A 19,726-nucleotide genomic window follows, 5' to 3' on the forward strand; every position below is an offset into this window, starting at 1 on the left:
CGCGTCGCTCAGCTCGCCGTGGTTCGCTCAGCTTGCCGTATTCCGCTCAGCTTGCCGTGGTTCGCTCAGCTTGCCGTGGTTCGCTCGGGTCGCCGGGTCTCGCTCAGCCGACGCGGGTGAGCAGCGTCATGGGGACGCCGTCGGCCGCGTGCCGGTAGGGCTCCAGCTCCGCGTCCCACGGGCCGCCGAGGGCCTTCTCCATGGCGTGGGCGAGCGTCTCGTACCCCCGAGACGTCGCGATCAGGCTGCGGAGGCGGTCCTCGGACAGGACGATGTCGCCGTTGGCACTCGTGGAGCCGTGGAACAGGCCGCGCCCCGGCACGTGCATGAACCGCTCGCCGTCGACGCCGTTGCTCGGCTCCTCGGTCACCTCGAAACGGATCATGGGCCACTGCCGCAGGGCAGCCGCCAGCTCGCCCCCGGTGCCGGACATGCCGGACCAAGAGCACTGCGCCCGGCGAGCCGACGGCTCGACAGGCTGCGGCGTCCACTCGAGTCTGACCGGCGCTCCGAGGACGCGTGCGATCGCCCACTCGACGTGCGATGACACGGCGAGCGGTGACGAGTGGACATATATGACGCCACGCGTGGGCACGTACAACCTCCCGGAGACCGAGGTGCGTCTTCCCCTACGACCTCGAACCCGGCACGGTCTGCCCTGTAGCTATGTGCTTGTGGGACTCATGATGACGATGATGCTCTCGGTGCGCCAGAGAATCGGCAACTCGGGTCCTACGAAATGTCCAACGGGTGGAGGCTCCACCAGGTAACTCACTTTTTTGGGCCGAACCCGTCGGGTGTTACAGTTTTGCTGTCTTTCCTGGGGCAGCAGTCTGCGATCTTCGCGGTTGGCGACCCTTGCGTCAGTACAGCACGACCTTCCGTAGTTAAAGCCTCGACAAGGAGTTCCCGCCGTGGCGACCAACACCTCAAAGACCGCGCGGGCCTCAGTCCGCGCAGGCCAGGCCGCAGCCGGCGCCCTGAGCGTGCTGGGTGAGTTCAAGTACCTCATCCCGCTCAACGGCGGCAAGCACGTCTACGTGCGCAACCTGACCAACGGCAAGACCAACCGCCTGGCGACCTCGTCCGACGCGTTCGTCGAGGAGATCCGCGTGCTGGCCGGCGCCGGCCACGCGACCAAGGTGCGCGTCGAGCTGCAGGCCCTCAACGTGGCCCACCCCGGCCACGGCTGGGACGCGACCGAGCAGCGCCTCGTCGACGCGGGCGTGTTCGAAGCCGCCTGACCGGCGCCTCCGCACAGCTCTTCTGCACAGCTCTTCCACACGGCCGCCGCCCGGGTCCCGGGCGGCGGCCGTGTCACTCCCGAAATGCTCCCGAAGATCGCCGGGGTAGTTCGACGTACTTCCGGGTAACAATGGTTCATGGGTACCGTCGTCTCCTCCCCCAGTGTGAGGCTCCCGGACGGCGCCCGCCTGTACAGCGTGCTGCACACGCCTGACCCCGCCCCGGCGGCGCACGGTGCGGCACGGACCCCGATCACGGTGGTCCTCCTGCACGGCTGGACGCTCGACAACCGCCTCTGGCGGCAGCAGATCGCCGATCTCCCGGCCCGGCTCGCCACGTTCACGACGAGGCCCGTCCAGCTGCTCGCCTTCGACCTGCGCGGCCACGGCCGCTCCTCCGCGACCTCCGGCACCGACGCGACCCTCGAACAGCTCGGCGACGACCTGGCCGAGGTCGTGACCCAACTGGTGCCCGAAGGCCCCGTCGTCCTCGTCGGCCACTCCCTCGGCGGCATGGCGATCATGGAGTACGCCCAACGCCACGCCACGGCCTTCGCCGCCCGCGTCGTCGGCGTGGCCCTCATCTCGACGTCCGCGGAGGGCTCGTCCCGCACCAGCTACGGCCTGAGCCCCCGCCTCGCCCGCGTCATGCGGATCCTCGAGATCCAGGGCGCCGGCCTGCTCGCCCGCTCCGGCGCCTGGCGCCCCCACCGCCGCCTGATGCCCCTGCTGTCCCCCGGCGTGCGTTGGCTCGTCTTCGGCGACCGCGTCGACACGTCGTGGGTGGCCCTGACCGCCTCGATGGTCGGCAACGCCCCCTTGTGCGCGATCGGCGGCTTCCGCCCCTCGGTCGACCTCCACCACCGCGTGGAGACCCTGGCCGCGATGCGCGGCCTGCCGGTCGCGGTCCTGGTCGGCACCCTGGACCGGCTGACACCCCCCGCCTGCGCCGCGACGATCACGGGCGAGCTCCCCGACGCCGAGCTGATCACCTGCGACGATGCCGGCCACATGCTGCCCATCGAACGCCCCGACGCCGTCACCGACGCCATCGCCGGCGTGATCCGCCGCGCCGCGAACACCATCCGCATGGCCCGCCACCGCCCCCGTGCCGCAACCCCACCCCCCAAGGCCGTCAAGGTCCCACCCACCGCAAACCCCACCCGCACGACCGTCAAGGTCACGCCGACCGCAACTTCCGCCCGCAAATCCGTCAAGGTCACACCCACCGCAAACCCAGCCCGCACGACCGTCAACGTCACACCCACCCCAACCCCTGCCCCCAAGACCGTCAAGGTCACGCCCACCGCACCCTCAGCCCGCAAGACCGCCGCGACCACACCCACCGCACCCTCAGCCCGCAGACCCGTCAAGGTCCCACCCACTGCACCCGCAGCCCGCAAGACCGTCGAGGTCACGCCCACCGCACCCACAGCCCGCAAGACCGTCGAGGTCACGCCCACTGCACCCGCAGCCCGCAAGACGGTCGAGGTGACGGCTACCACACTCCCAACGTTGACGGCCGTCAAGGTCACGCCTACCGCAACCGCCGACGTCACGAGCGGCGCGACCACAACCGCCGAGACGACGACCACCGAGCCCACGACCGCCGAGTCGGCCACCCCCGCGCCGACCACAACCACACCCGCCGCGAAGACGGCCGCCGGCCCTCCACGATCCACTTCCGCGGCCGCCGAACTCCCGCCGTCCCCTCCCGAGGCCACCGAGACCGGCACCGACGACCCCGAGATCAGCGCGACGGCGGCCTGACGGCCGACCCCGAGATCAGCGCGACGACGCCCCGACGGCGCGGGCAGAGCACAACGACGGCGCGGCAGCAGCTACGCGAACGCGCGCACCGCCGCAGCGACGCTGACCCGTCCACCGCCGCAAGCGACGCGGACCCCATGCACCGTCGCAAGCGACGCGGACCCCATGCACCGCCGCAGCCGACTCGCACACCGCGACGGCGACGCAGGCAGGCCCGTGCGAAGCCCGCAGTGCCGCAGGCCCGCGCGAAGCCGCGTCCGAAACGGCGGCGCCGCGGGTCCGTCGAAGCCACGGTGCCGCGGGTCCGTGCGCGGGGGCGAGCCGCGCTGCGGCAAAGGCCACGTCGACGGCGACCGGCGTTGACGCGAGGTCCGCTCCGAGTAGTGCCTAGAGTTCGACCCCGGCGGCGCGACCGGCTCATCCGACCGTAGCACAACCGAACAAATTTCTTGTCGGTGTGGCACCCACAGTACCAACGCCGTCACAGGGCCGGTCAGTGGGGTGGGGTGACGGTCACGCCGTCCAGGGTTTGCACGAAGGCGGGGCCCAGTGCGGTCGCCGGGGTGTGGGTGCCTGGGGGGATGCCGCCGGCGAGGACCGCCTGGACGGCGCGGAGGGAGGCGTCGGCGGTCAGGGCGTAGGCGTTGGGGCCGGTCAAGGTCGCGGTGAGGGTGGCGCCGGAGGCGTCCGTCACTTCGCCCCAGACCTCGCAGCCGGTTTCCGCGCGGCGGGTCTCGGAGGGGCCGCCGGCGGGGATCAGGGCTCGGGCCACCGCGCGCAGCGGAGCGAGCCGGAGCAGCCGCACGAGCGGCGACGCGGCGTTGCGGGGCAGCCGCATGTACACGGTGATGTCGGGCACGCCGGTCGAGTGGTACGCGGTCACGAGGTCGCCCCAGCGGGTGGCGCCGACGGGGCGTGGGCCCGACGGGAAGGGGACGGTGCGGGAGGGGGTGCCGAACGGGGTCTCGACGAGGCGGCCGGCCACCCGGCGGCGGGCGCCGGACGCGGCCTCGGCGAGGCTGGTGCGGGCGGTGCCGCGGCTGAGGCCGCCCGGGGCGTCGAAGGCGAGCTCCAGCCGCACGGCGCCGGGCATGGCGGCGGCGAGCATCGCGGCGAGGCAGTCGGTGGGGACGACGTCGAAGCCGGCGCCGGTGAGAAGGACCACGCCGGCGGCCGAGGCGCGGGGTGACTGGGCGAGCATCCAGTCGAAGACGTCGAGCTCGCCGGTGATGTCGAGGTAGTGCACACCGGCGGCGAGGCAGGCCTCGACGAGGGGGCGGGCGGTGGCGGCGAACGGGCCGGCGCAGTTGACGACCGCGCTGACGCCGGACAGGTCGGGTGCGGTGAGCGGGAACGACCGGTGCGGCAGGCCGAGCGGGTCCGCGATGCCGGCCACGGCGGCGGAGCGGCCGGCGAGCACGGGGCGCTCACCGCGGGCGGCCGCGAGCCGGGCAAGAAGTGACCCACTGTAACCGTTGGCGCCGTACACCATCCATGTCACGGTCGCCACGGTATGAGAAGGTGGAGGCCGCGGCAAAGGTGGAGCCACAGCGAACGCACAGCACGAAGGCACGAAAATAGCCAGCGGGGCGAACCGCGGGGAGGCGACTGTGCATCACATCGAGACATGGATGGCGACGCTGTCGCCGATCTGGGTCTACCTGCTGGTCGGCGGCGTGATCGGGATCGAGAGCATGGGGATCCCGGTGCCGGGCGAGATCACGCTCGTCACGGCGTCGTTGCTGTCCGTCACGACGAAGATCGACCCGTGGATGGTGGCCGCGTCGGCGTCGGCGGGGGCGATCATCGGTGACTCGATCGGCTACTTCATCGGCCGGCGGGGCGGGCGGCACCTGCTCGAGCGGGTCGGCCGGCGGTTCCCGAAGCACTTCGGGCCCACGCACCTGGCGAAGGCTGAGCGGGCGTTCCAGCGGTGGGGCGTGTGGGCGGTGTTCTTCGGCCGGTTCATCGCGCTGCTGCGCATCCTCGCCGGTCCGCTGGCCGGTGCGCTGCGGGTGCCGTATGGCAAGTTTCTCGTCGCCAATGCGCTGGGCGGTCTGACCTGGTCGTTCGGCACGGTGTTCGCGATCTACTCGGTGGGCCGGGTGGCGGAGAAGTGGCTGAAGGACTTCTCCTGGATCGCGCTCGCGGTCGCGGTCGTCGCCGGTCTCGCCACGACGTGGTACCTGCGCCGCAAGGCAGCCGCGGAGGCCCGGGCCCTGCGCGCGGAAGCCGAGAAGACCCCCGCCACCACCCCGTAAGCCCCGGGAAGACCCCGCAACCACGTCGCAGGAGCAGCGGCGCAGTAGGCTCGTAGGGTTGTTTTTAACCCGGTGCATAGGGGTGGGGCGTTGAACGACGCGGTTCGCGAGTCGGAGATCGCCGCCGAGCAGGCTTACCTCGACCGGGTCTACACCCGCCTCGACCAGCTGCGGATCACTGCGGCCGAGGTCGAGCGCGAGGGTTACAGCCTCGCCAGGGTCGGCAACTTCGGCGCGCTGGTGGAGCGCGACGCGATGGTCTATCACGCCGCGAAGCGGCGCCGGGCCCTGGAGAGCGAGCACGACGGTCTCGTCTTCGGCCGCCTGGACCTCGGCCCCGACGGCCGGTCCGGTGACGGCAAGGACGCCGCGTCCGCGGACCCGGTCGTGCCCGGCGGTGAGGTGCGTTACATCGGCCGGTTGGGGCTGCGCGACGAGACGTACGAGTCGCTCGTGGTCGACTGGCGGGCGCCCGCGGCGGCGCCGTTCTACCGGGCCACCCCCGCCGACCGGATGGGGGTGGTGCGGCGGCGCAGCATCCGCAGCAGCAACGAGAAGGTCGTCAGCATCGAGGACGACCTGCTGGATCCGGAGGCGGCGCCGAGCGACATGGCGGTGATCGGCGACGGGGCGCTGCTGGCGAACCTGTCCCGCGCGACGGGCACCGGCATGAAGGACATCGTCGCGACGATCCAGCGGGAGCAGGACGACGCGATCCGCTCCCCCAGCCTGGGTGTGACGATCGTCCGTGGCGGGCCGGGCACGGGCAAGACGGCGGTCGCCCTGCACCGCGCCGCGTACCTGCTGTATGCGGACCGTAACCGGTACGAGTCGGGCGGGGTGCTCGTCGTCGGCCCGTCGGACGTGTTCGTCGGGTACGTGTCGCGAGTGCTGCCGTCGCTCGGTGAGGACACCGCGTCGCTGCGGTCGCTGGGGCAGCTGCTCGAGGGGGTCCAGGGCACCCGGCACGAGCCGCCGGAGGTGGCCGCGATCAAGGGTTCGCTGCGGATGCAGCGGGTGCTGAGCCGGGCCGCCCGGGGCCCGGTGCCGGACTCCCCTGAGCGGATTCGGCTGTTGTACCGCGGGGAGCTGCTGGTCCTGGAGCGTCCGGCGCTCGACGAGCTGCGTCGCACGGTGCTGAACCTGGGGGTGCGCCGCAACGCCGCGCGGGCGAAGGCGGCGGGGCACGTGCTCGACGCGTTGTGGCGGCAGAGTGTGGAGCTGCTGCCGTCGGGCCGGCAGCAGAAGCGGGAGGAGTTCGCGCCGGACATCGCGGAGCGGCCCGAGTTCGTAACTTTCATGCGGGGCTGGTGGCCGGTGCTGCGGCCGGCGGAGGTGCTCGGCTGGCTCACGGACCGTCACCGGTTGTCGCGGTGGGCGAACGGGGTGCTGAGCAACCGGGAGATCGCGGTCCTCGCCGGGTCGGTCCGGCCGGACGACCCGTCGGTGGAGGACGTGGCGCTGCTGGACGAGCTGCAGGAGCTGCTCGGCGACCCGCCGGTGCGCAAGCGGGTGGCGCGGGATCCGTTCCATGTCGCGGAGGGGGTCCGGGAGGTCACCACGTACGCGGACCGGATGGCGGCGGCGCGGGCGCAGGCGGTGGAGCGTCCGTCGGACTACCGCGACTACGCGCACATCATCGTCGACGAGTCGCAGGACGTGTCGCCGATGCAGTGGCGGATGATCGGCCGTCGCGGGCCGAACGCGACGTGGACGATCGTCGGTGACCCGGCGCAGGCGGCGTGGGGTGACGCGGCGGAGGCGGAGCGCGCGATGGACGGCGCGATCGGCACCCGGCGCCGGTCGGCGTTCACGCTGACCACGAACTACCGCAACTCGGCGGAGATCTTCGAGGTGGCGGCGCGGGTCATCCGCAAGGCGCAGCCGGACATCGAGCTGCCGACGGCCGTGCGCTCCTCGAACGAGAAGCCTGTACTGACGACCGTGACGGCACCGGAGCTGGAGGCGGCGACCCGGGCGGCCGCCCAGACGCTCCTGGACCAGGTCGAGGGCACGGTCGGGGTGATCACGCCCACGGCTCGCCGCGACGAGGTCGCCAAGTGGGTCGCGGGGCTGGACGAGCGGTTGCAGACGGTGGGGGCGCTGGACTCGAAGGGCATGGAGTACGACGCGGTCCTGGTGGTCGAGCCGGCGCAGATCAGGGACGAGGCGAAGACCGGGTTCAGGACGCTCTACGTGGCGTTGTCCCGGGCCACCCAACGTTTGACCACGGTAGGAACCACACCCTTCTGAACACCGTTCGCACAGTTCTCTGTTCGAGTTTGTTGACTTCTGGTCGGCTAGGTTCGAAGCTGTAGCGCATGCGAGCGCACCTTGCCGCCCTTCGAGGGGGTGTCCACCCGGCCGTCAACTTCGGCCGGGCCACCGGGGTGCACACCGTCCCTGGCGACGTAACGTCTGCGTTGGAATCTGCGATGGGATTTGCCATCCGCGCAGCCGCGCCAGCCGCTGCGCCTGCGAAGGGAACGGCGTGATGCTCGCACAGCAACGTCAAACGGCCATTCTGGATCTGGTGCGCCGGCACGGTGGCGTTCGGGTGAGCCAGTTGGTGCGCCAGTTCGGCGTATCCGACATGACCATCCGCCGCGACCTCGAGGCACTGGCCGACCGCGGCCTGGTCGACAAGGTGCACGGCGGTGCCACCATCGCCGGCCCCGGATCCACCGAGGAGCCCGGCTTCGACGCCAAGTCGGTGCGCCAGCGCAACGAGAAGGCCGCGATCGTCGAGCGGGCCGCCAAGCTCATCGAACCGCACACGGCGGTGGCGCTGTCCGCCGGCACCACCACGGCGGCGCTCGCCGCGCACCTGGTCGATGTCCCGGGACTGACCATCGTCACGAACTCGATCCCGGTCGCCGACACCCTGTACCACGCCGGCAGGCCCGACCAGACGGTCGTGCTCACCGGCGGTATCCGCACCCCTTCCGACGCCCTCGCCGGCCCGGTCGCCGAGGCGGCGATCGGCTCCCTCAACGTCGACGTGCTGTTCCTCGGTGTGCACGGCATGAGCCCGCGGACCGGTTTCACCACGCCGAACCTCATGGAGGCCGGCACCAACCGCCTGATGGTCTCCGCCGCCCGCAGGCTGGTCGTGCTCGCCGACCACACCAAGTGGGAGATGGTCGGCATCGCCACCATCACCCCGCTCGACGAGGCGGACATCCTCATCACCGACGTCGGGCTTCCCGCCGAGGCACGGGTGCAGCTCGCTGAGCGCGTCGGTGAACTCATCGTGGTCGATCCGAACGGTTAGCCACCCCAACTGGAGAACGAGTGAAGCGCACGGTCACCCACCTCGCCGACGGTCGGGAACTCATCTACTTCGACGAACGCGACGACGCGTCCAGGGACGCCGTCGACCTGCGGGAGCTGCCGCCCCCGCCCGCCGCGTCAGAGATGCGTCACGACCCCATCCTCGATGAGTGGGTGGCCATCGCCGCGCACCGGCAGTCCAGGACGTTCCATCCGCCGTCGGACGAGTGCCCGTTGTGCCCGTCGTCGCCGGCGTGGCAGAGCGAGATCCCCGCGAGCGAGTACGACGTGGTCGTGTTCGAGAACCGGTTCCCGTCGTTCAGCCACCGGGTCGGGCCCGAGCAGGGCGACGTCCTGCCGGGCCTGGTGCCGACCCGGCCGGGCGCGGGCCGCTGCGAGGTCGTGTGCTTCACCTCCGACCACAACGCGTCGTTCGCGTCGCTGTCGCAGGCCCGGGTCCGCACCGTGATGGAGGCGTGGGCGGACCGCACCGCCGACCTGTCGACCCGCGACGACGTGGAGCAGGTCTTCTGCTTCGAGAACCGGGGCACCGAGATCGGTGTGACGCTGTCGCACCCGCACGGGCAGATCTACGCGTACCCGTTCGTCACGCCGCGGACCCGCCGGATGCTGGAGTCGGCGCGGGCGCACGAGGGCAACCTGTTCGCCGACGTGCTGGCGGCCGAGCGCGCCGACGGGTCGCGGGTGGTCGCGCAGAACGTGCACTGGACGGCGTTCGTGCCGGCGGTCGCGCGGTGGCCGTTCGAGGTCCACCTGTACCCGCACCGGCAGGTCCCCGACATCCCGGCGCTGACCCCGTCGGAGCGCGACACGTTCGCCCCGATCTACCTGGAGGTGCTGCGGCGCCTCGACGGCATGTTCGGGCTGCAGATGCCGTACATCGCCGCGTGGCACCAGGCGCCGGTCCGGGTCGACCGGCACCTGGCGTACCTGCACCTGCAGCTGTTCAGCACCCGCCGGGCGCCGGGCAAGCTCAAGTACCTCGCCGGGTCCGAGTCCGGCATGGGTGTGTTCGTCAACGACGTGCGGCCGGAGCAGGCCGCCGCGATGCTGCGGGAGGTCCAGCTGTGACGACGGCCGCGGAACGCCTCGACGGACCCGCTCAGAGTCTCTGGGTGAGTCCGGGGCGGGTGAACCTCATCGGCGAGCACACCGACTACAACGACGGCTTCGTGCTGCCGTTCGCCCTCCCCCACGCGACCGCGGTCAGCGGCAGCCGCCTGCCGGAGCGGCGCTGGGAGGTCACGTCGGAGCAGACCGGCGAGACGGTGACCTTCGATCTGCGGGACAAGGTGGACGGCTGGGCGTCCTACGTGGCGGCGGTCGTGTGGGCGCTGCGGGAGGCGGGGGTCGACGTGCCGGGCGCGCGCCTGGCCGTCGCCTCCGACGTGCCGTTCGGCGCGGGCCTGTCCTCGTCGGCGGCCCTGGAGTGCGCCGTCATGGCCGTGCTGGTGGACCTGGCCGGCGCGGACGTGCCGACGCGGGACCGGCCGCGGCTCGCGCAGCGCGCCGAGAACGAGTACGTGGGCGCCCCGACCGGCATCATGGACCAGGCCGCGTCGACGCTGTGCCGGGAGGGTCACGCGCTGTTCCTGGACTGCCGGTCCCTGGCGACGGAGCAGGTGCCGTTCGACCTCGCCGGCGCCGGGTTGAAGATCCTGGTGGTGGACAGCAAGGCGCCGCACGCGCACGTCGACGGCGAGTACGCGGCCCGCCGCCGGGCGTGCGAGGAGGCGGCGGCGATCCTGGGGGTCACGGCGCTGCGTGACGTCGACGTCGACGGGCTGCCCGACGCCCTGGCGAAGCTCGACGACGAGACCATGCGCCGCCGGGTCCGGCACGTGGTGACGGAGAACCAGCGGGTCCTGGACACGGTCGACGTGCTGCGCGCCGGTGACCTGCGCGCGGCGGGGCCGCTGATGACGGCGTCGCACGAGTCGATGCGCGACGACTACGAGATCACGGTGCCGCAGGTCGACACCGCGGTGCGGGTGGCGCTCGAGCACGGCGCGCACGGCGCCCGGATGACCGGTGGCGGGTTCGGCGGCTGTGTCCTGGCGCTGGTCGACGAGGAGGGCTGCGACGCGGTGGAGACGGCGGTGCGGGAGGCGTTCGCCGCGAACGGCTTCACGCCCCCCGACACCTTCGTGGTGACGCCCGGTCCGGGCACCTACCGCGTCAGCAGGTGAGTCAGCACGTCAGCCGGGCGTCGGCCCAGTCGGCGTGGTCGTAGTCGATCGAACCGGCCCCCGCGGTCACGAGCCGCAGGTTGGTGCGCCCGCTGACGGCCACGTCGACGGCGACGGGTGCCGCCGCGGTCACCGTCGGGCTGGTCCACAGCGTGACGCCGTCGGCGACGACGCTGAACACCACCCCGGTCGAGGACGTGCCGATCTCCGCGTCGAGGCCGGCGACGGCGGTGAACCGGCTGCAGGCGCCGCCGAGGGGCACGGTGACGTCGCCGGCGGCGTGGACGCCGACGCCCTTCGGGTAGCTGACCCCGCCGACGGTGATGACGCTGCCGTCGCCGGCGGCCTGCTCGCCGTTGGAGGTGTCGCGCTCCGCCGGCCCCCAGCCGTTGGTGGCGGTGCCCCAGGTGCGGTCGCTGACGGCCGTACCGGTGCCGCTGCCGCCGCACACGAGCGTGGGTGCGCCCCAGTCGGCGTGGTCGTAGCTGATGCCGTTGCGGGCGTCGGTGGCGCGCAGCTCCAGCGTCAGGTAGCCGCCGGTGGACACGGTCAGCCTGGTGGGTGCCTGGCCGCCGGTCTTCACGCCCGTGTACCCGAGGAGCCGGCCGTCGCCGTACACCGCGAACCGCACGGAACCGTTGGCGCCGGCCTCGGCGTCGACGCCGACCTGGGCGGTGAACGTGCGGCAGGCGCGGCCGAGCCAGACGTGGACGGCGGCGTCGGCGTGCGCGCCGATGCCCTTGGTGAACGCGGTCCCGCCGATGTTCAGGGCGGCGCCGTCGCCGGCGGCCTGTTCGCCGTTGGCGCGGTCGCGTTCGACGGGGCCCCAGCCGCCGCTGGAGGCGAGCCACGGCAGGTCGCTCACCTGGAAAGTGCCGGCGGCGGGCGCGGCCGCGAGGGTGCCGGCGCGGGTCACCCGGAACATCGCGACGCCGTGCGACGGGACGGTCGCCGAGAGCGTGCCCGACGTGGTGCCGGTCGCGCCCGTCCAGAGGTTCTTCGTGGTGTACGAGCTGGAGCCGCCGATGCCGAGGGCGGCGGTCGTGGTGCTGATCGAGGCGGCGGCGCCGCCGCGGTTGAACAGCACGGCCGCGAGGGACCCGTCGCTCATGGGTTTCGCCCACACCTCGGTGTCGCCGTTGTCGACCATGCGGCGGCCCTGTGAGCCGCCCCAGTCCTGGTTGACGGCGATGACGTCGGCGTTGCGCAGCACGTTGAGCGTGGCCGCGGGGACGCTGCGCAGGTCGTTGCCGAGCAGCAGCGGCGAGGACAGCAGCGACCAGAGCGAGAAGTGCGCGACGTTCTCGTCGGCGGTGAGCGGGCCGTTGCCGACCTCGAGCATGTCGGGGTCGTTGTAGTACCCCTTGCGCGCGAACGTCTCCAGGCCCGCCTGCTGGTCCAGCAGCGACGTGACGCTGCCCCAGCTGGCGTTGATGTCGCCGGTGGTGCGCCACAGGCTGCCGCCGACGTTGGGCGCGAACTCCCACGGCGCGTCGTCGCCCCAGTTGCAGATGCTGTAGACGATGTGCCGGCCGGTGGCCTTCAGCGCGTCGCCCATCGCCTTGTACCGCTGCACGGCGGGGCGGCCCTGGTTGTTGCAGTTGTCGTACTTGAGCAGGTCGATCCCCCAGGACGCCCACGTCTGCGCGTCGACGGTCTCGTGGTCGAGGCTGGCCGGCAGGCCCTGGCAGGTGGCGGTGCCCGCCGAGGAGTAGATGCCGAGCTTCAGCCCGCGGGCGTGCACGTAGTCGGCGATGGCGGCGATCCCGCCGGGGAAGCGGACCGGGTCGGGGCGCAGGCGGCCCTGCGCGTCGCGGGTCGGGGCCATCCAGCAGTCGTCGATGTTGACGTACGTGTACCCGGACGCCTTCAGCCCGGTGCTCACCATGGCGTCGGCGGTCGCCTTGATGAGGTTCTCGTCGATGTTGCAACCGAACCGGTTCCAGCTGTTCCACCCCATCACGGGGGCGGTGACGGGACCGGGCTGCGGGGTGGCGGTGGCGGACGCCGGTTTTGTCACGATCGAAGTGAGGACTGTTGATGCGAGCAGGGCCGCGGCGGCGGCCGTCAGGGCGCGCGTCAGCGCCCGGGGACTTCGGGTCATCCCAGCTCCCAGGTCGAGTAAGATCGAAAGTGTTGAATATTGTGGCATACGCGAGCGCGAATGGACACGATCGATCGCCTCGGTGTCGGGACAACTTCGGCAAGGTCTCGAACATGTGACAGTTGGTGTTTGGTTTTGGTCGGGTGGGTGGAAAGTCTTGACAGAAAAAGTTGGAGGATGAGTGAATGCGGTACACCCCGAACGCGGCGTGCCTCGCGCCGCGGTCCCCCTCGCTCAAGGGAGTGACCCGACATGATCGATATGCGTGGCCGCTGGCGGCCCGCCCTGGCCGTTCTCAGCGCCTCCGCCCTGCTGCTGACCGGCTGCGCGAAGTCCGAGGACGACCCGGCCGCGAAGACCACCGCCGACAGCTCGGCCGCGGTGCAGACGACGAAGTCCGCCGCCGCCGGAGGCTCCACCTGCACGCTGACGAAGTTCGGCGGCCAGAAGGTCGACCTGAAGACGGCCACCATCGGCTTCTCCCAGTCGGAGAAGGAGGCCAACCCGTTCCGCATCGCCGAGACCCAGTCCATCAAGGACGAGGCGGCGAAGCTGGGCATCCCGGCCGCGAACCTGAAGGTGACCAACGCCGACTCGAAGTTCGACAAGCAGATCACCGACGTCAGCACCCTCATCGACCAGGGCGTGCAGCTGCTCGTCATCGCGCCGCTCAACTCCGACGGCTGGGACTCGGTCTTCCAGAAGGCCGCCGCGAAGAAGATCCCGATCGTCACCATCGACCGGAAGATCAACGCGAAGCACTGCACGGACTTCCTGACGTTCATCGGCTCGGACTTCTACGAGCAGGGCAAGCGCGCCGCCGACAAGATGGCCAAGGCCCTCAACAACACCGGCACCGTCGCGATCCTGCTCGGCGCCCCCGGTAACAACGTGACCACGCTGCGGACCAACGGGTTCAAGGAGCAGATCGCCAAGGTCGCCCCGAACATCAAGATCGAGTTCGAGCAGACCGGCCAGTTCTCCCGCGAGGAGGGCCAGAAGGTCTCCGAGCAGCTGCTGCAGTCCAAGCCCAACATCAACGGCATCTACGCCGAGAACGACGAGATGGCGCTCGGCGCGATCACGGCCCTCAAGGGCGCCAGCAAGAAGGCCGGCGACGTCAAGATCGTCACCATCGACGGCACCAAGGGCGCCGTCCAGGGCATCGTCGACGGCTGGATCTACTCGGTCATCGAGTCCAACCCGCGCTTCGGCCCGCTCGCGTTCGGCACCGCCACGAAGTTCTTCAACGGCGAGGAGATCGCGGAGAACATCATCATCTCCGACCGCGAGTACGACTCCGCCAACGCCGCGGCCGACCTGGGCCTCGCGTACTGACCCACCGACCGTTCGCGGCTGACTGTCGCAGCATGGCCCAGGTCGGGGATGATCCCGGCCTGGGCTTTCCTCTAGATGGGACCTCTCGCATGTCCGCTCCGGACGCGCCGCTGCTCGAAGTGGCAGGCGTCAGCAAACAGTTCCCGGGGGTGCGCGCCCTCGACGACGTCTCGTTCACCCTGCGCGCCGGCGAGGTGCACGCCCTCGTCGGTGAGAACGGGGCCGGCAAGTCGACCCTGATCAAGGTCCTCACCGGCGTCTACCAGCCCGACGGCGGCGACCTGCGGCACCTGGGGCAGCCCGTCACGTTCAACGGCCCGCTCGACGCGCAGGCGGCCGGCATCTCCACGATCTACCAGGAGGTCAACCTCGTCCCGCTGATGAGCGTGGCGCGGAACCTCTTCCTCGGCCGGGAACCCCGCAACCGGCTCGGCCTCGTCGACGTCGCCCGCATGAACCGGGAGGCGGCCGAGGTCCTCGCCGGCTACGGCATCACCTCCGACGTGCGCCGCCCGCTGGGCCTCATGGCGCTCGGCGCGCAGCAGATGGTCGCCCTCGCCCGGGCCGTCATGGTCGACGCCCGCGTCGTCGTCATGGACGAGCCGACCTCCTCGCTCGAACCCCGCGAGGTCGAGACCCTCTTCGGCGTCATCGCGCGCCTCCACGAGCGCGGCGTCGGCATCATCTACGTCAGCCACCGCCTCGACGAGCTGTACCGCATCTGCGACCGCGTCACCGTCCTGCGCGACGGCAAGCTCGTGCACACCGGGCTCATCAAGGACCTCGACCGGCTGCAGCTCGTCTCGCACATGCTCGGCCGGCCCATGTCCGAGGTCCGCAAGGAAGGCTTCACCAGCTTCGGCGGCGAGCACGCGGCCGCCGACAGCAAGCCCGTGCTGCGGGTCACCGACCTCAACAGCCGGCACAAGCTCACCGGCGTCAGCTTCGAGGTGCTCCCCGGCGAGGTCGTCGGCCTCGGCGGGCTCCTCGGCGCCGGCCGCAGCGAGACGATCAAGGCCGTCGCCGGCGCGCTGCCGCTGGACCGCGGCACCGTCGAGATCGACGGCACCGTCGTGCGCCGGCCCAACCCGGTCGCCGCCCTGAAGGCCGGCATCGCCGTGCAGCCCGAGGACCGCAAGGCCGAGGGCCTCGCCCTCGGGCTGTCGATCCGGGAGAACATCGCCCTCGCGGTCCTGCCCCGCCTGTCGACCGCCGGCATCGTCTCCGAACGCAAGATCGACAAGATCGTCGAGACCTTCATGACCCGGCTGCGGGTCAAGGCGTCCGGCCCGCACCAGCGCGTCGGCGACCTGTCCGGCGGCAACCAGCAGAAGGTCCTCCTCGCCCGCCTCCTCGCGACCGGCCCGAAGGTCCTGCTGCTGGACGAGCCCACCCGCGGCATCGACGTCGGCGCGAAGGCGGAGGTCCAGGCGCTCATCGACGAGCTGGCCGCCGAAGGCCTCGGCGTCGTGCTGGTCTCCTCCGACGCCGAGGAGCTCATCGAGGGTTCCGACCGTGTGGTCGTGCTGCGCGACGGCGCCGTCGCCGGCATGCTGCGCGGCGAAGAAGTGACAACGGAGCAGCTGATGAACGTGATCGCGACGGCGGCGTCATGACCACCGCCGTGTCCTCCTCCTCGTCGTTCAACAGCGCCACGGTCCGCCGGCTGCTGCCCCTGTACGGGGTGTACGTCGCCCTCGCCGTCCTGGTGCTGTTCAACATCGTCTACACCGACAACTTCCTCGCCTGGAACAACCTGCGCATCCAGCTGGTCCAGGTGACGCCGGTCGTCATCGTCGCGCTCGGCATGGCGCTCGTCATCGGCACCGAGGGCATCGACCTGTCGGTCGGGTCCGTGATGGCGCTCGGCGCCGCCCTCATCCCGCTGTACCTCGGGTACGGGATGATCCCGGCGATCGTGCTCGCCCTCGTCGGCGGCGTGGTCGTGGGGCTCATCAACGGCAGCCTCGTCGCGTTCGTCGGCCTTCAGCCGATCGTCGCGACCCTCGCCATGCTCGTCGCCGGCCGCGGCGTCGCCCTCGTCGTGTCCAACGGCAAGTACAAGGACATCCGCGACAAGGACTTCCTCGCCATCGGCACCGACGCGTTCCTCGGCGTGCCCTACACCGTGTGGATCGCCGCCGTCCTCGCCGTCGTCGTCGGGTTCGTCGTCCGGCGCACCGTGTTCGGCCGGCGGCTGCTCGCCATCGGCGACAACCGGGCCGCCGCGCAGCTCGCCGGCGTCCCCGTCAAGCGGGTCCTGGTCGGCGTGTACATCATCGCCGCGGTCCTCGCCGCCGTCGCCGGCGTGATCCAGGTGTCCCGGATCGGCTCCGCCGACGCGTCCCGCATCGGCCTGCTCATCGAGCTGTCCGCGATCACCGCCGTCGTCGTCGGCGGCACGCCGCTGACCGGCGGGAAGGTCCGCGTCCTCGGCACCGTCGCCGGCGCGTTCCTCATGCAGCTGCTGACCGCGACGATGATCGCCAACAACCTGAAGGACTCGACCGCCCAGATGGTCCAGGCGGTCATCATCCTGGTCGCGGTCTACACGGCCCGCGAACGGAGGACCCGATGACCCTCGTCGCCGAACCCCAGCTCGAGAAGGCCGAGGCCGCCTCGCTGCGCACCGAGCGGATCGTCGAGCTCGTCCAGCGCCAGGGCGCCCTCGCCGTCCTCGGCATCGTGCTCGTCGTCGGTCTCGTCGCGTACGACAACTTCCGCAGCTTCGACAACGCCGCCACCATCCTCGTCTCGGCGGCGCCGGCGGCCCTCATCGCGCTCGGCATGACCTTCGTGATCATCACCGGCGGGATCGACCTGTCCGTCGGCTCCCTCTACGTGCTCGGCGGGGTCCTCGCCGCGTGGGCGTCGCAGTACGGCGTCGCCGCCGCGTTCGCCGTGCCGCTCGCCGTGTGCGGGGTGTTCGGGCTCGTCCAGGGGCTCGTCATCGCGTACGCGCGGCTGGCGCCGTTCATCGTCACGCTCGCCGGGCTGCTCGGCGCGCGCGGGCTCATGCTCGCCCTGTCCGACGAGGGCGGCACCACGTACCTCGTGGACCCCGGCGCCTTCAAGGACTTCGGCAAGGGCGAGCTGCTCGGCGTCAAGTACTCCGTCTACCTGGTCGTGGTGCTCTTCGTGATCGGCATGGTCGCGCTGTACCGCACCCGCTTCGGCCAGTCCGTCTACGCCCTCGGCGGCAGCGAGGACGCGGCCCGGCTGATGGGCGTGCGGATCCGCGGCACCCAGATCAAGGTGTACGTCCTGTCGGGGCTGCTCGCCGGCCTCGCCGGGGCGATCAACGCGGCCCGGCTCGGCTCCGGCGTCACCGTGCTGGGCACCGGCATGGAGCTCGACGCGATCGCCGCCGTCGTCGTCGGCGGGACCCTGCTGACCGGCGGCGCCGGCACCCTCGGCGGCACGATCGCCGGCGTCCTGCTGCTCCAGGTGATCCAGAACCTGATCAACCAGGACGGCAAGATCACGTCGGCGTGGCAGACGGTGATCAGCGGGGCGTTCATCGCGCTCGTCGTCGTCGCGCAGACGTACCTGGCCCGGCTGCGGCGGGTCGCGTCAGGCTAGCGTCCCGGCGCTGTACGGCGTCTCCACATGGCACTCCGGTCGTCCGTTCGGCCGGGGTGCCATGCCGTTTTGCACCTTGCATCGCTGACTGACCGACATGTTGCGCACACGGTGTGCGACTCTCACGATGGCCCGGCACACAACATGAACTCCTTGCCGCGTCGGGACCCCCGTCGGCGTTGGGAGGCCAGTATGAGTGTGCCTGGATACCGCGACATGCCAGGTCAGCAGTGGGATCCGCGACAGCCCGTGGATCCCCGCGAGGCCGAGGACTTCCTCGACCTGTTCCACCGGGAGAACCCGCAGCGCGGCGACGTCCGGGAGCGTCTCGCCCGCGTCGTCGACGAGATCGCCGAGACGGGCACGTACACCCACACGTACGCCGAGCTGGTCTTCGGCTGCCGGGTGGCGTGGCGCAACGCGAGCCGCTGCATCGGCCGGCTCTACTGGCGCAGCCTCGTCGTGCGCGACCTGCGCAAGGTCGGCGCCCCCGACGAGATCTTCGAGGAGCTCGTCCGCCACCTGCGCCTCGCCGGCCAGCGCGAACGCAACGTGATCCGCCCCGTGATCTCCGTCTTCGCGCAGCACGTCCCCGGCCGCTCCTCCGCCCGGCTGTGGAACGAGCAGCTCATCCGGTACGCCGGCCACCGCCAGCCCGACGGTCTGATCACCGGCGACCCGCGCAACACCCAGTTCACCGAGGCCCTGCAGCAGTACGGCTGGCGGGGCAAACCGGACAACCCCTTCGACGTGCTCCCCCTCGTCATCGAAGGCCCCGGCGGCGACGTCAACCTGTACGACCTGCCCGAGCACGCGGTCTGGGAGGTGCCGATCGAGCACCCGACGCTGCGCTGGTTCGCCGAACTGGGCCTGCGCTGGCACGCCGTCCCGGCGATCGCCAACATGCGCCTCACCATCGGCGGCGTCGACTACCCCCTGGCCCCCTTCAACGGCTGGTACATGGGCACCGAGATCGGCGCCCGCAACCTCGCCGACCCCGACCGCTACAACCTGCTGCCGGTCATCGCCGAACGGATGGGCCTGGACACCAGCACCGAACGCTCCCTCTGGCGCGACGGCGCCCTCCTCGAACTCAACCGCGCCGTCCTGTGGTCCTTCGACCAGGCGGGCGCCCGCATCAGCGACCACCACTCCGAGTCGGAGCGCTTCCTCGCCCACATCGCCAGCGAGGAACGCGCCGGCCGCGAGGTCCCCGCCGACTGGTCCTGGATCGTCCCCCCGATGAGCAGCTCCACCACCGGCGTCTTCCACCGCTACTACCACGAAGCCGACCAGCGACCCGCCTTCTACCTGGACTCCGACGCCCGCGACCTCGGCCGCCGCGGCCGCTCCCCGGCCACCGCCGAGCCTGCTGAGGCCCCACCCGCATGCCCGTTCCACGAACCCACCCCACCCCCCACCCCCACCGAACCCCGCAGCTGGTTCGGCCGCCTCTTCCACCGCCCCTGACTCCGACACCCCCACGCGTCACACGGCAAGCAACGTTGGCCAGGCGGCGCGGCCTGGGCGGCATTGGCTGGGCCACATGGCCAGGCGGCGCGGCATGAGCGGCGTGACCTGGGCGGCGTGACCTGAGCGGCGTGACCTGAGCGAGGCGCCTGACGAGGGCTCGGGCCAGCCGAAGGCGTCGTCCACCGCCCGCCCCGTTATGGCACCTGACCTACCTGCCGCCGTGGCGAACACCGAACGTCGTGGCTGGCCCGGCCGCTTCCTCCACCCTCTGACGCCCGCAGCATCGCGTGGCGCGTGGCGCGTGGCGCGCCGGGCGCGTCGCGCAACGTCGGCCGGCAGCGTGGCACGGACGGCAACGTGGCGTGGGCGGCAGCGTGGCGTGGGCGGCCCGACCAGGCGGCGTGACGTGCGTAGGCGGCTGATGACGGCGCAGCCCGGTCGGCCGGAGGCGTCGCCCACTACTCCCCGTTG

General features: G+C 71.4%; 15 protein-coding genes. 12 read left to right on the plus strand and 3 right to left on the minus strand.

Going from position 1 to position 19,726, the window contains the following annotated elements; all coding sequences use genetic code 11:
• Positions 1–103 precede the first annotated feature (103 nt).
• A complete protein-coding gene (locus AB0J72_RS08850) occupies positions 104–595 on the minus strand; it encodes a DUF3145 domain-containing protein (RefSeq protein ID WP_344506148.1) in 492 nt (163 codons plus the stop codon).
• Positions 596–914: 319 nt separating this feature from the next.
• Here AB0J72_RS08850 and AB0J72_RS08855 point away from each other — a divergent pair, with 319 nt between their 5' ends.
• Both AB0J72_RS08855 and AB0J72_RS08860 read left to right on the plus strand, forming a co-directional pair.
• On the plus strand, positions 915–1,244 hold the full coding sequence (locus AB0J72_RS08855) for a hypothetical protein (protein ID WP_363396425.1): 330 nt from the start codon (positions 915–917) through the stop codon (positions 1,242–1,244).
• Between the two features lie 138 nt (positions 1,245–1,382).
• Positions 1,383–3,014 (plus strand): alpha/beta fold hydrolase, encoded by a 1,632-nt coding sequence (locus tag AB0J72_RS08860; RefSeq protein WP_363396428.1) that lies wholly within the window; start codon positions 1,383–1,385, stop codon positions 3,012–3,014.
• 493 nt (positions 3,015–3,507) lie between these two features.
• Here AB0J72_RS08860 and AB0J72_RS08865 read toward each other — a convergent pair whose 3' ends face one another.
• Positions 3,508–4,506 carry a saccharopine dehydrogenase NADP-binding domain-containing protein gene (locus AB0J72_RS08865; RefSeq protein WP_363397107.1) on the minus strand — a complete coding sequence of 333 codons (999 nt, stop codon included), beginning with the start codon at positions 4,504–4,506 and terminating at the stop codon, positions 3,508–3,510.
• Between the two features lie 118 nt (positions 4,507–4,624).
• Between AB0J72_RS08865 and AB0J72_RS08870 the strand changes: the two genes are divergently transcribed.
• The 5 genes from AB0J72_RS08870 to galK all read left to right on the plus strand — a co-directional run bounded on the left by AB0J72_RS08870 (position 4,625) and on the right by galK (position 10,758).
• Positions 4,625–5,275 carry a DedA family protein gene (locus AB0J72_RS08870; protein ID WP_363396431.1) on the plus strand — a complete coding sequence of 217 codons (651 nt, stop codon included), beginning with the start codon at positions 4,625–4,627 and terminating at the stop codon, positions 5,273–5,275.
• 90 nt (positions 5,276–5,365) lie between these two features.
• Positions 5,366–7,528: an ATP-dependent DNA helicase gene (locus AB0J72_RS08875; RefSeq protein ID WP_363396434.1), complete on the plus strand. Its 2,163-nt coding sequence runs from the start codon at positions 5,366–5,368 to the stop codon at positions 7,526–7,528.
• A 241-nt stretch (positions 7,529–7,769) separates the two neighbouring features.
• Positions 7,770–8,549, plus strand: coding sequence for a DeoR/GlpR family DNA-binding transcription regulator (locus AB0J72_RS08880; RefSeq protein ID WP_033362424.1), 780 nt, complete (start codon positions 7,770–7,772; stop codon positions 8,547–8,549).
• A gap of 20 nt (positions 8,550–8,569) precedes the next feature.
• A complete protein-coding gene (gene galT, locus AB0J72_RS08885) occupies positions 8,570–9,640 on the plus strand; it encodes a galactose-1-phosphate uridylyltransferase (RefSeq protein WP_363396438.1) in 1,071 nt (356 codons plus the stop codon).
• Entirely contained in the window at positions 9,637–10,758 is a 1,122-nt protein-coding gene (gene galK, locus AB0J72_RS08890; protein WP_363396441.1) for a galactokinase, read from the plus strand. Before galT ends, galK begins: the two co-directional genes overlap by 4 nt.
• Before the next feature lies 1 nt (position 10,759).
• On the opposite strand, the gene AB0J72_RS08895 is transcribed toward galK, so the two are convergent.
• Positions 10,760–12,778, minus strand: a complete 2,019-nt coding sequence (locus tag AB0J72_RS08895; RefSeq protein ID WP_363396444.1) for an NPCBM/NEW2 domain-containing protein — start codon at positions 12,776–12,778, stop codon at positions 10,760–10,762.
• Positions 12,779–13,114: 336 nt separating this feature from the next.
• Between AB0J72_RS08895 and AB0J72_RS08900 the strand changes: the two genes are divergently transcribed.
• The 5 genes from AB0J72_RS08900 to AB0J72_RS08920 all read left to right on the plus strand — a co-directional run bounded on the left by AB0J72_RS08900 (position 13,115) and on the right by AB0J72_RS08920 (position 19,252).
• Positions 13,115–14,200 carry an ABC transporter substrate-binding protein gene (locus AB0J72_RS08900; protein ID WP_363396447.1) on the plus strand — a complete coding sequence of 362 codons (1,086 nt, stop codon included), beginning with the start codon at positions 13,115–13,117 and terminating at the stop codon, positions 14,198–14,200.
• 89 nt (positions 14,201–14,289) lie between these two features.
• Positions 14,290–15,816 carry a sugar ABC transporter ATP-binding protein gene (locus AB0J72_RS08905; protein ID WP_363396450.1) on the plus strand — a complete coding sequence of 509 codons (1,527 nt, stop codon included), beginning with the start codon at positions 14,290–14,292 and terminating at the stop codon, positions 15,814–15,816.
• Positions 15,813–16,778, plus strand: a complete 966-nt coding sequence (locus AB0J72_RS08910; protein WP_363396453.1) for an ABC transporter permease — start codon at positions 15,813–15,815, stop codon at positions 16,776–16,778. The genes AB0J72_RS08905 and AB0J72_RS08910 overlap by 4 nt, the downstream gene beginning before the upstream one ends.
• A complete protein-coding gene (locus AB0J72_RS08915; protein WP_363396456.1) occupies positions 16,775–17,782 on the plus strand; it encodes an ABC transporter permease in 1,008 nt (335 codons plus the stop codon). The genes AB0J72_RS08910 and AB0J72_RS08915 overlap by 4 nt, the downstream gene beginning before the upstream one ends.
• A 192-nt stretch (positions 17,783–17,974) precedes the next feature.
• A complete protein-coding gene (locus tag AB0J72_RS08920; RefSeq protein WP_363396459.1) occupies positions 17,975–19,252 on the plus strand; it encodes a nitric oxide synthase oxygenase in 1,278 nt (425 codons plus the stop codon).
• The last annotated feature ends 474 nt before the right edge of the window (positions 19,253–19,726 follow it).

The organism is Dactylosporangium sp. NPDC049742 (assembly GCF_040674675.1).
GTDB classification, from domain to species: Bacteria; Actinomycetota; Actinomycetes; order Mycobacteriales; family Micromonosporaceae; genus Dactylosporangium; species Dactylosporangium maewongense.

What these genes read in the sequence shown, in the direction of transcription:
- AB0J72_RS08900 (WP_363396447.1), top strand. Translation starts at nt 13,115, where the DNA reads ATGATCGATATGCGTGGCCGCTGGCGGCCCGCCCTGGCCGTTCTCAGC.
- AB0J72_RS08880 (WP_033362424.1), top strand. Translation starts at nt 7,770, where the DNA reads ATGCTCGCACAGCAACGTCAAACGGCCATTCTGGATCTGGTGCGCCGG.
- AB0J72_RS08865 (WP_363397107.1), bottom strand. Translation starts at nt 4,506, where the DNA reads ATGGTGTACGGCGCCAACGGTTACAGTGGGTCACTTCTTGCCCGGCTC.
- AB0J72_RS08910 (WP_363396453.1), top strand. Translation starts at nt 15,813, where the DNA reads ATGACCACCGCCGTGTCCTCCTCCTCGTCGTTCAACAGCGCCACGGTC.
- AB0J72_RS08860 (WP_363396428.1), top strand. Translation starts at nt 1,383, where the DNA reads ATGGGTACCGTCGTCTCCTCCCCCAGTGTGAGGCTCCCGGACGGCGCC.
- AB0J72_RS08920 (WP_363396459.1), top strand. Translation starts at nt 17,975, where the DNA reads ATGAGTGTGCCTGGATACCGCGACATGCCAGGTCAGCAGTGGGATCCG.
- AB0J72_RS08915 (WP_363396456.1), top strand. Translation starts at nt 16,775, where the DNA reads ATGACCCTCGTCGCCGAACCCCAGCTCGAGAAGGCCGAGGCCGCCTCG.
- AB0J72_RS08905 (WP_363396450.1), top strand. Translation starts at nt 14,290, where the DNA reads ATGTCCGCTCCGGACGCGCCGCTGCTCGAAGTGGCAGGCGTCAGCAAA.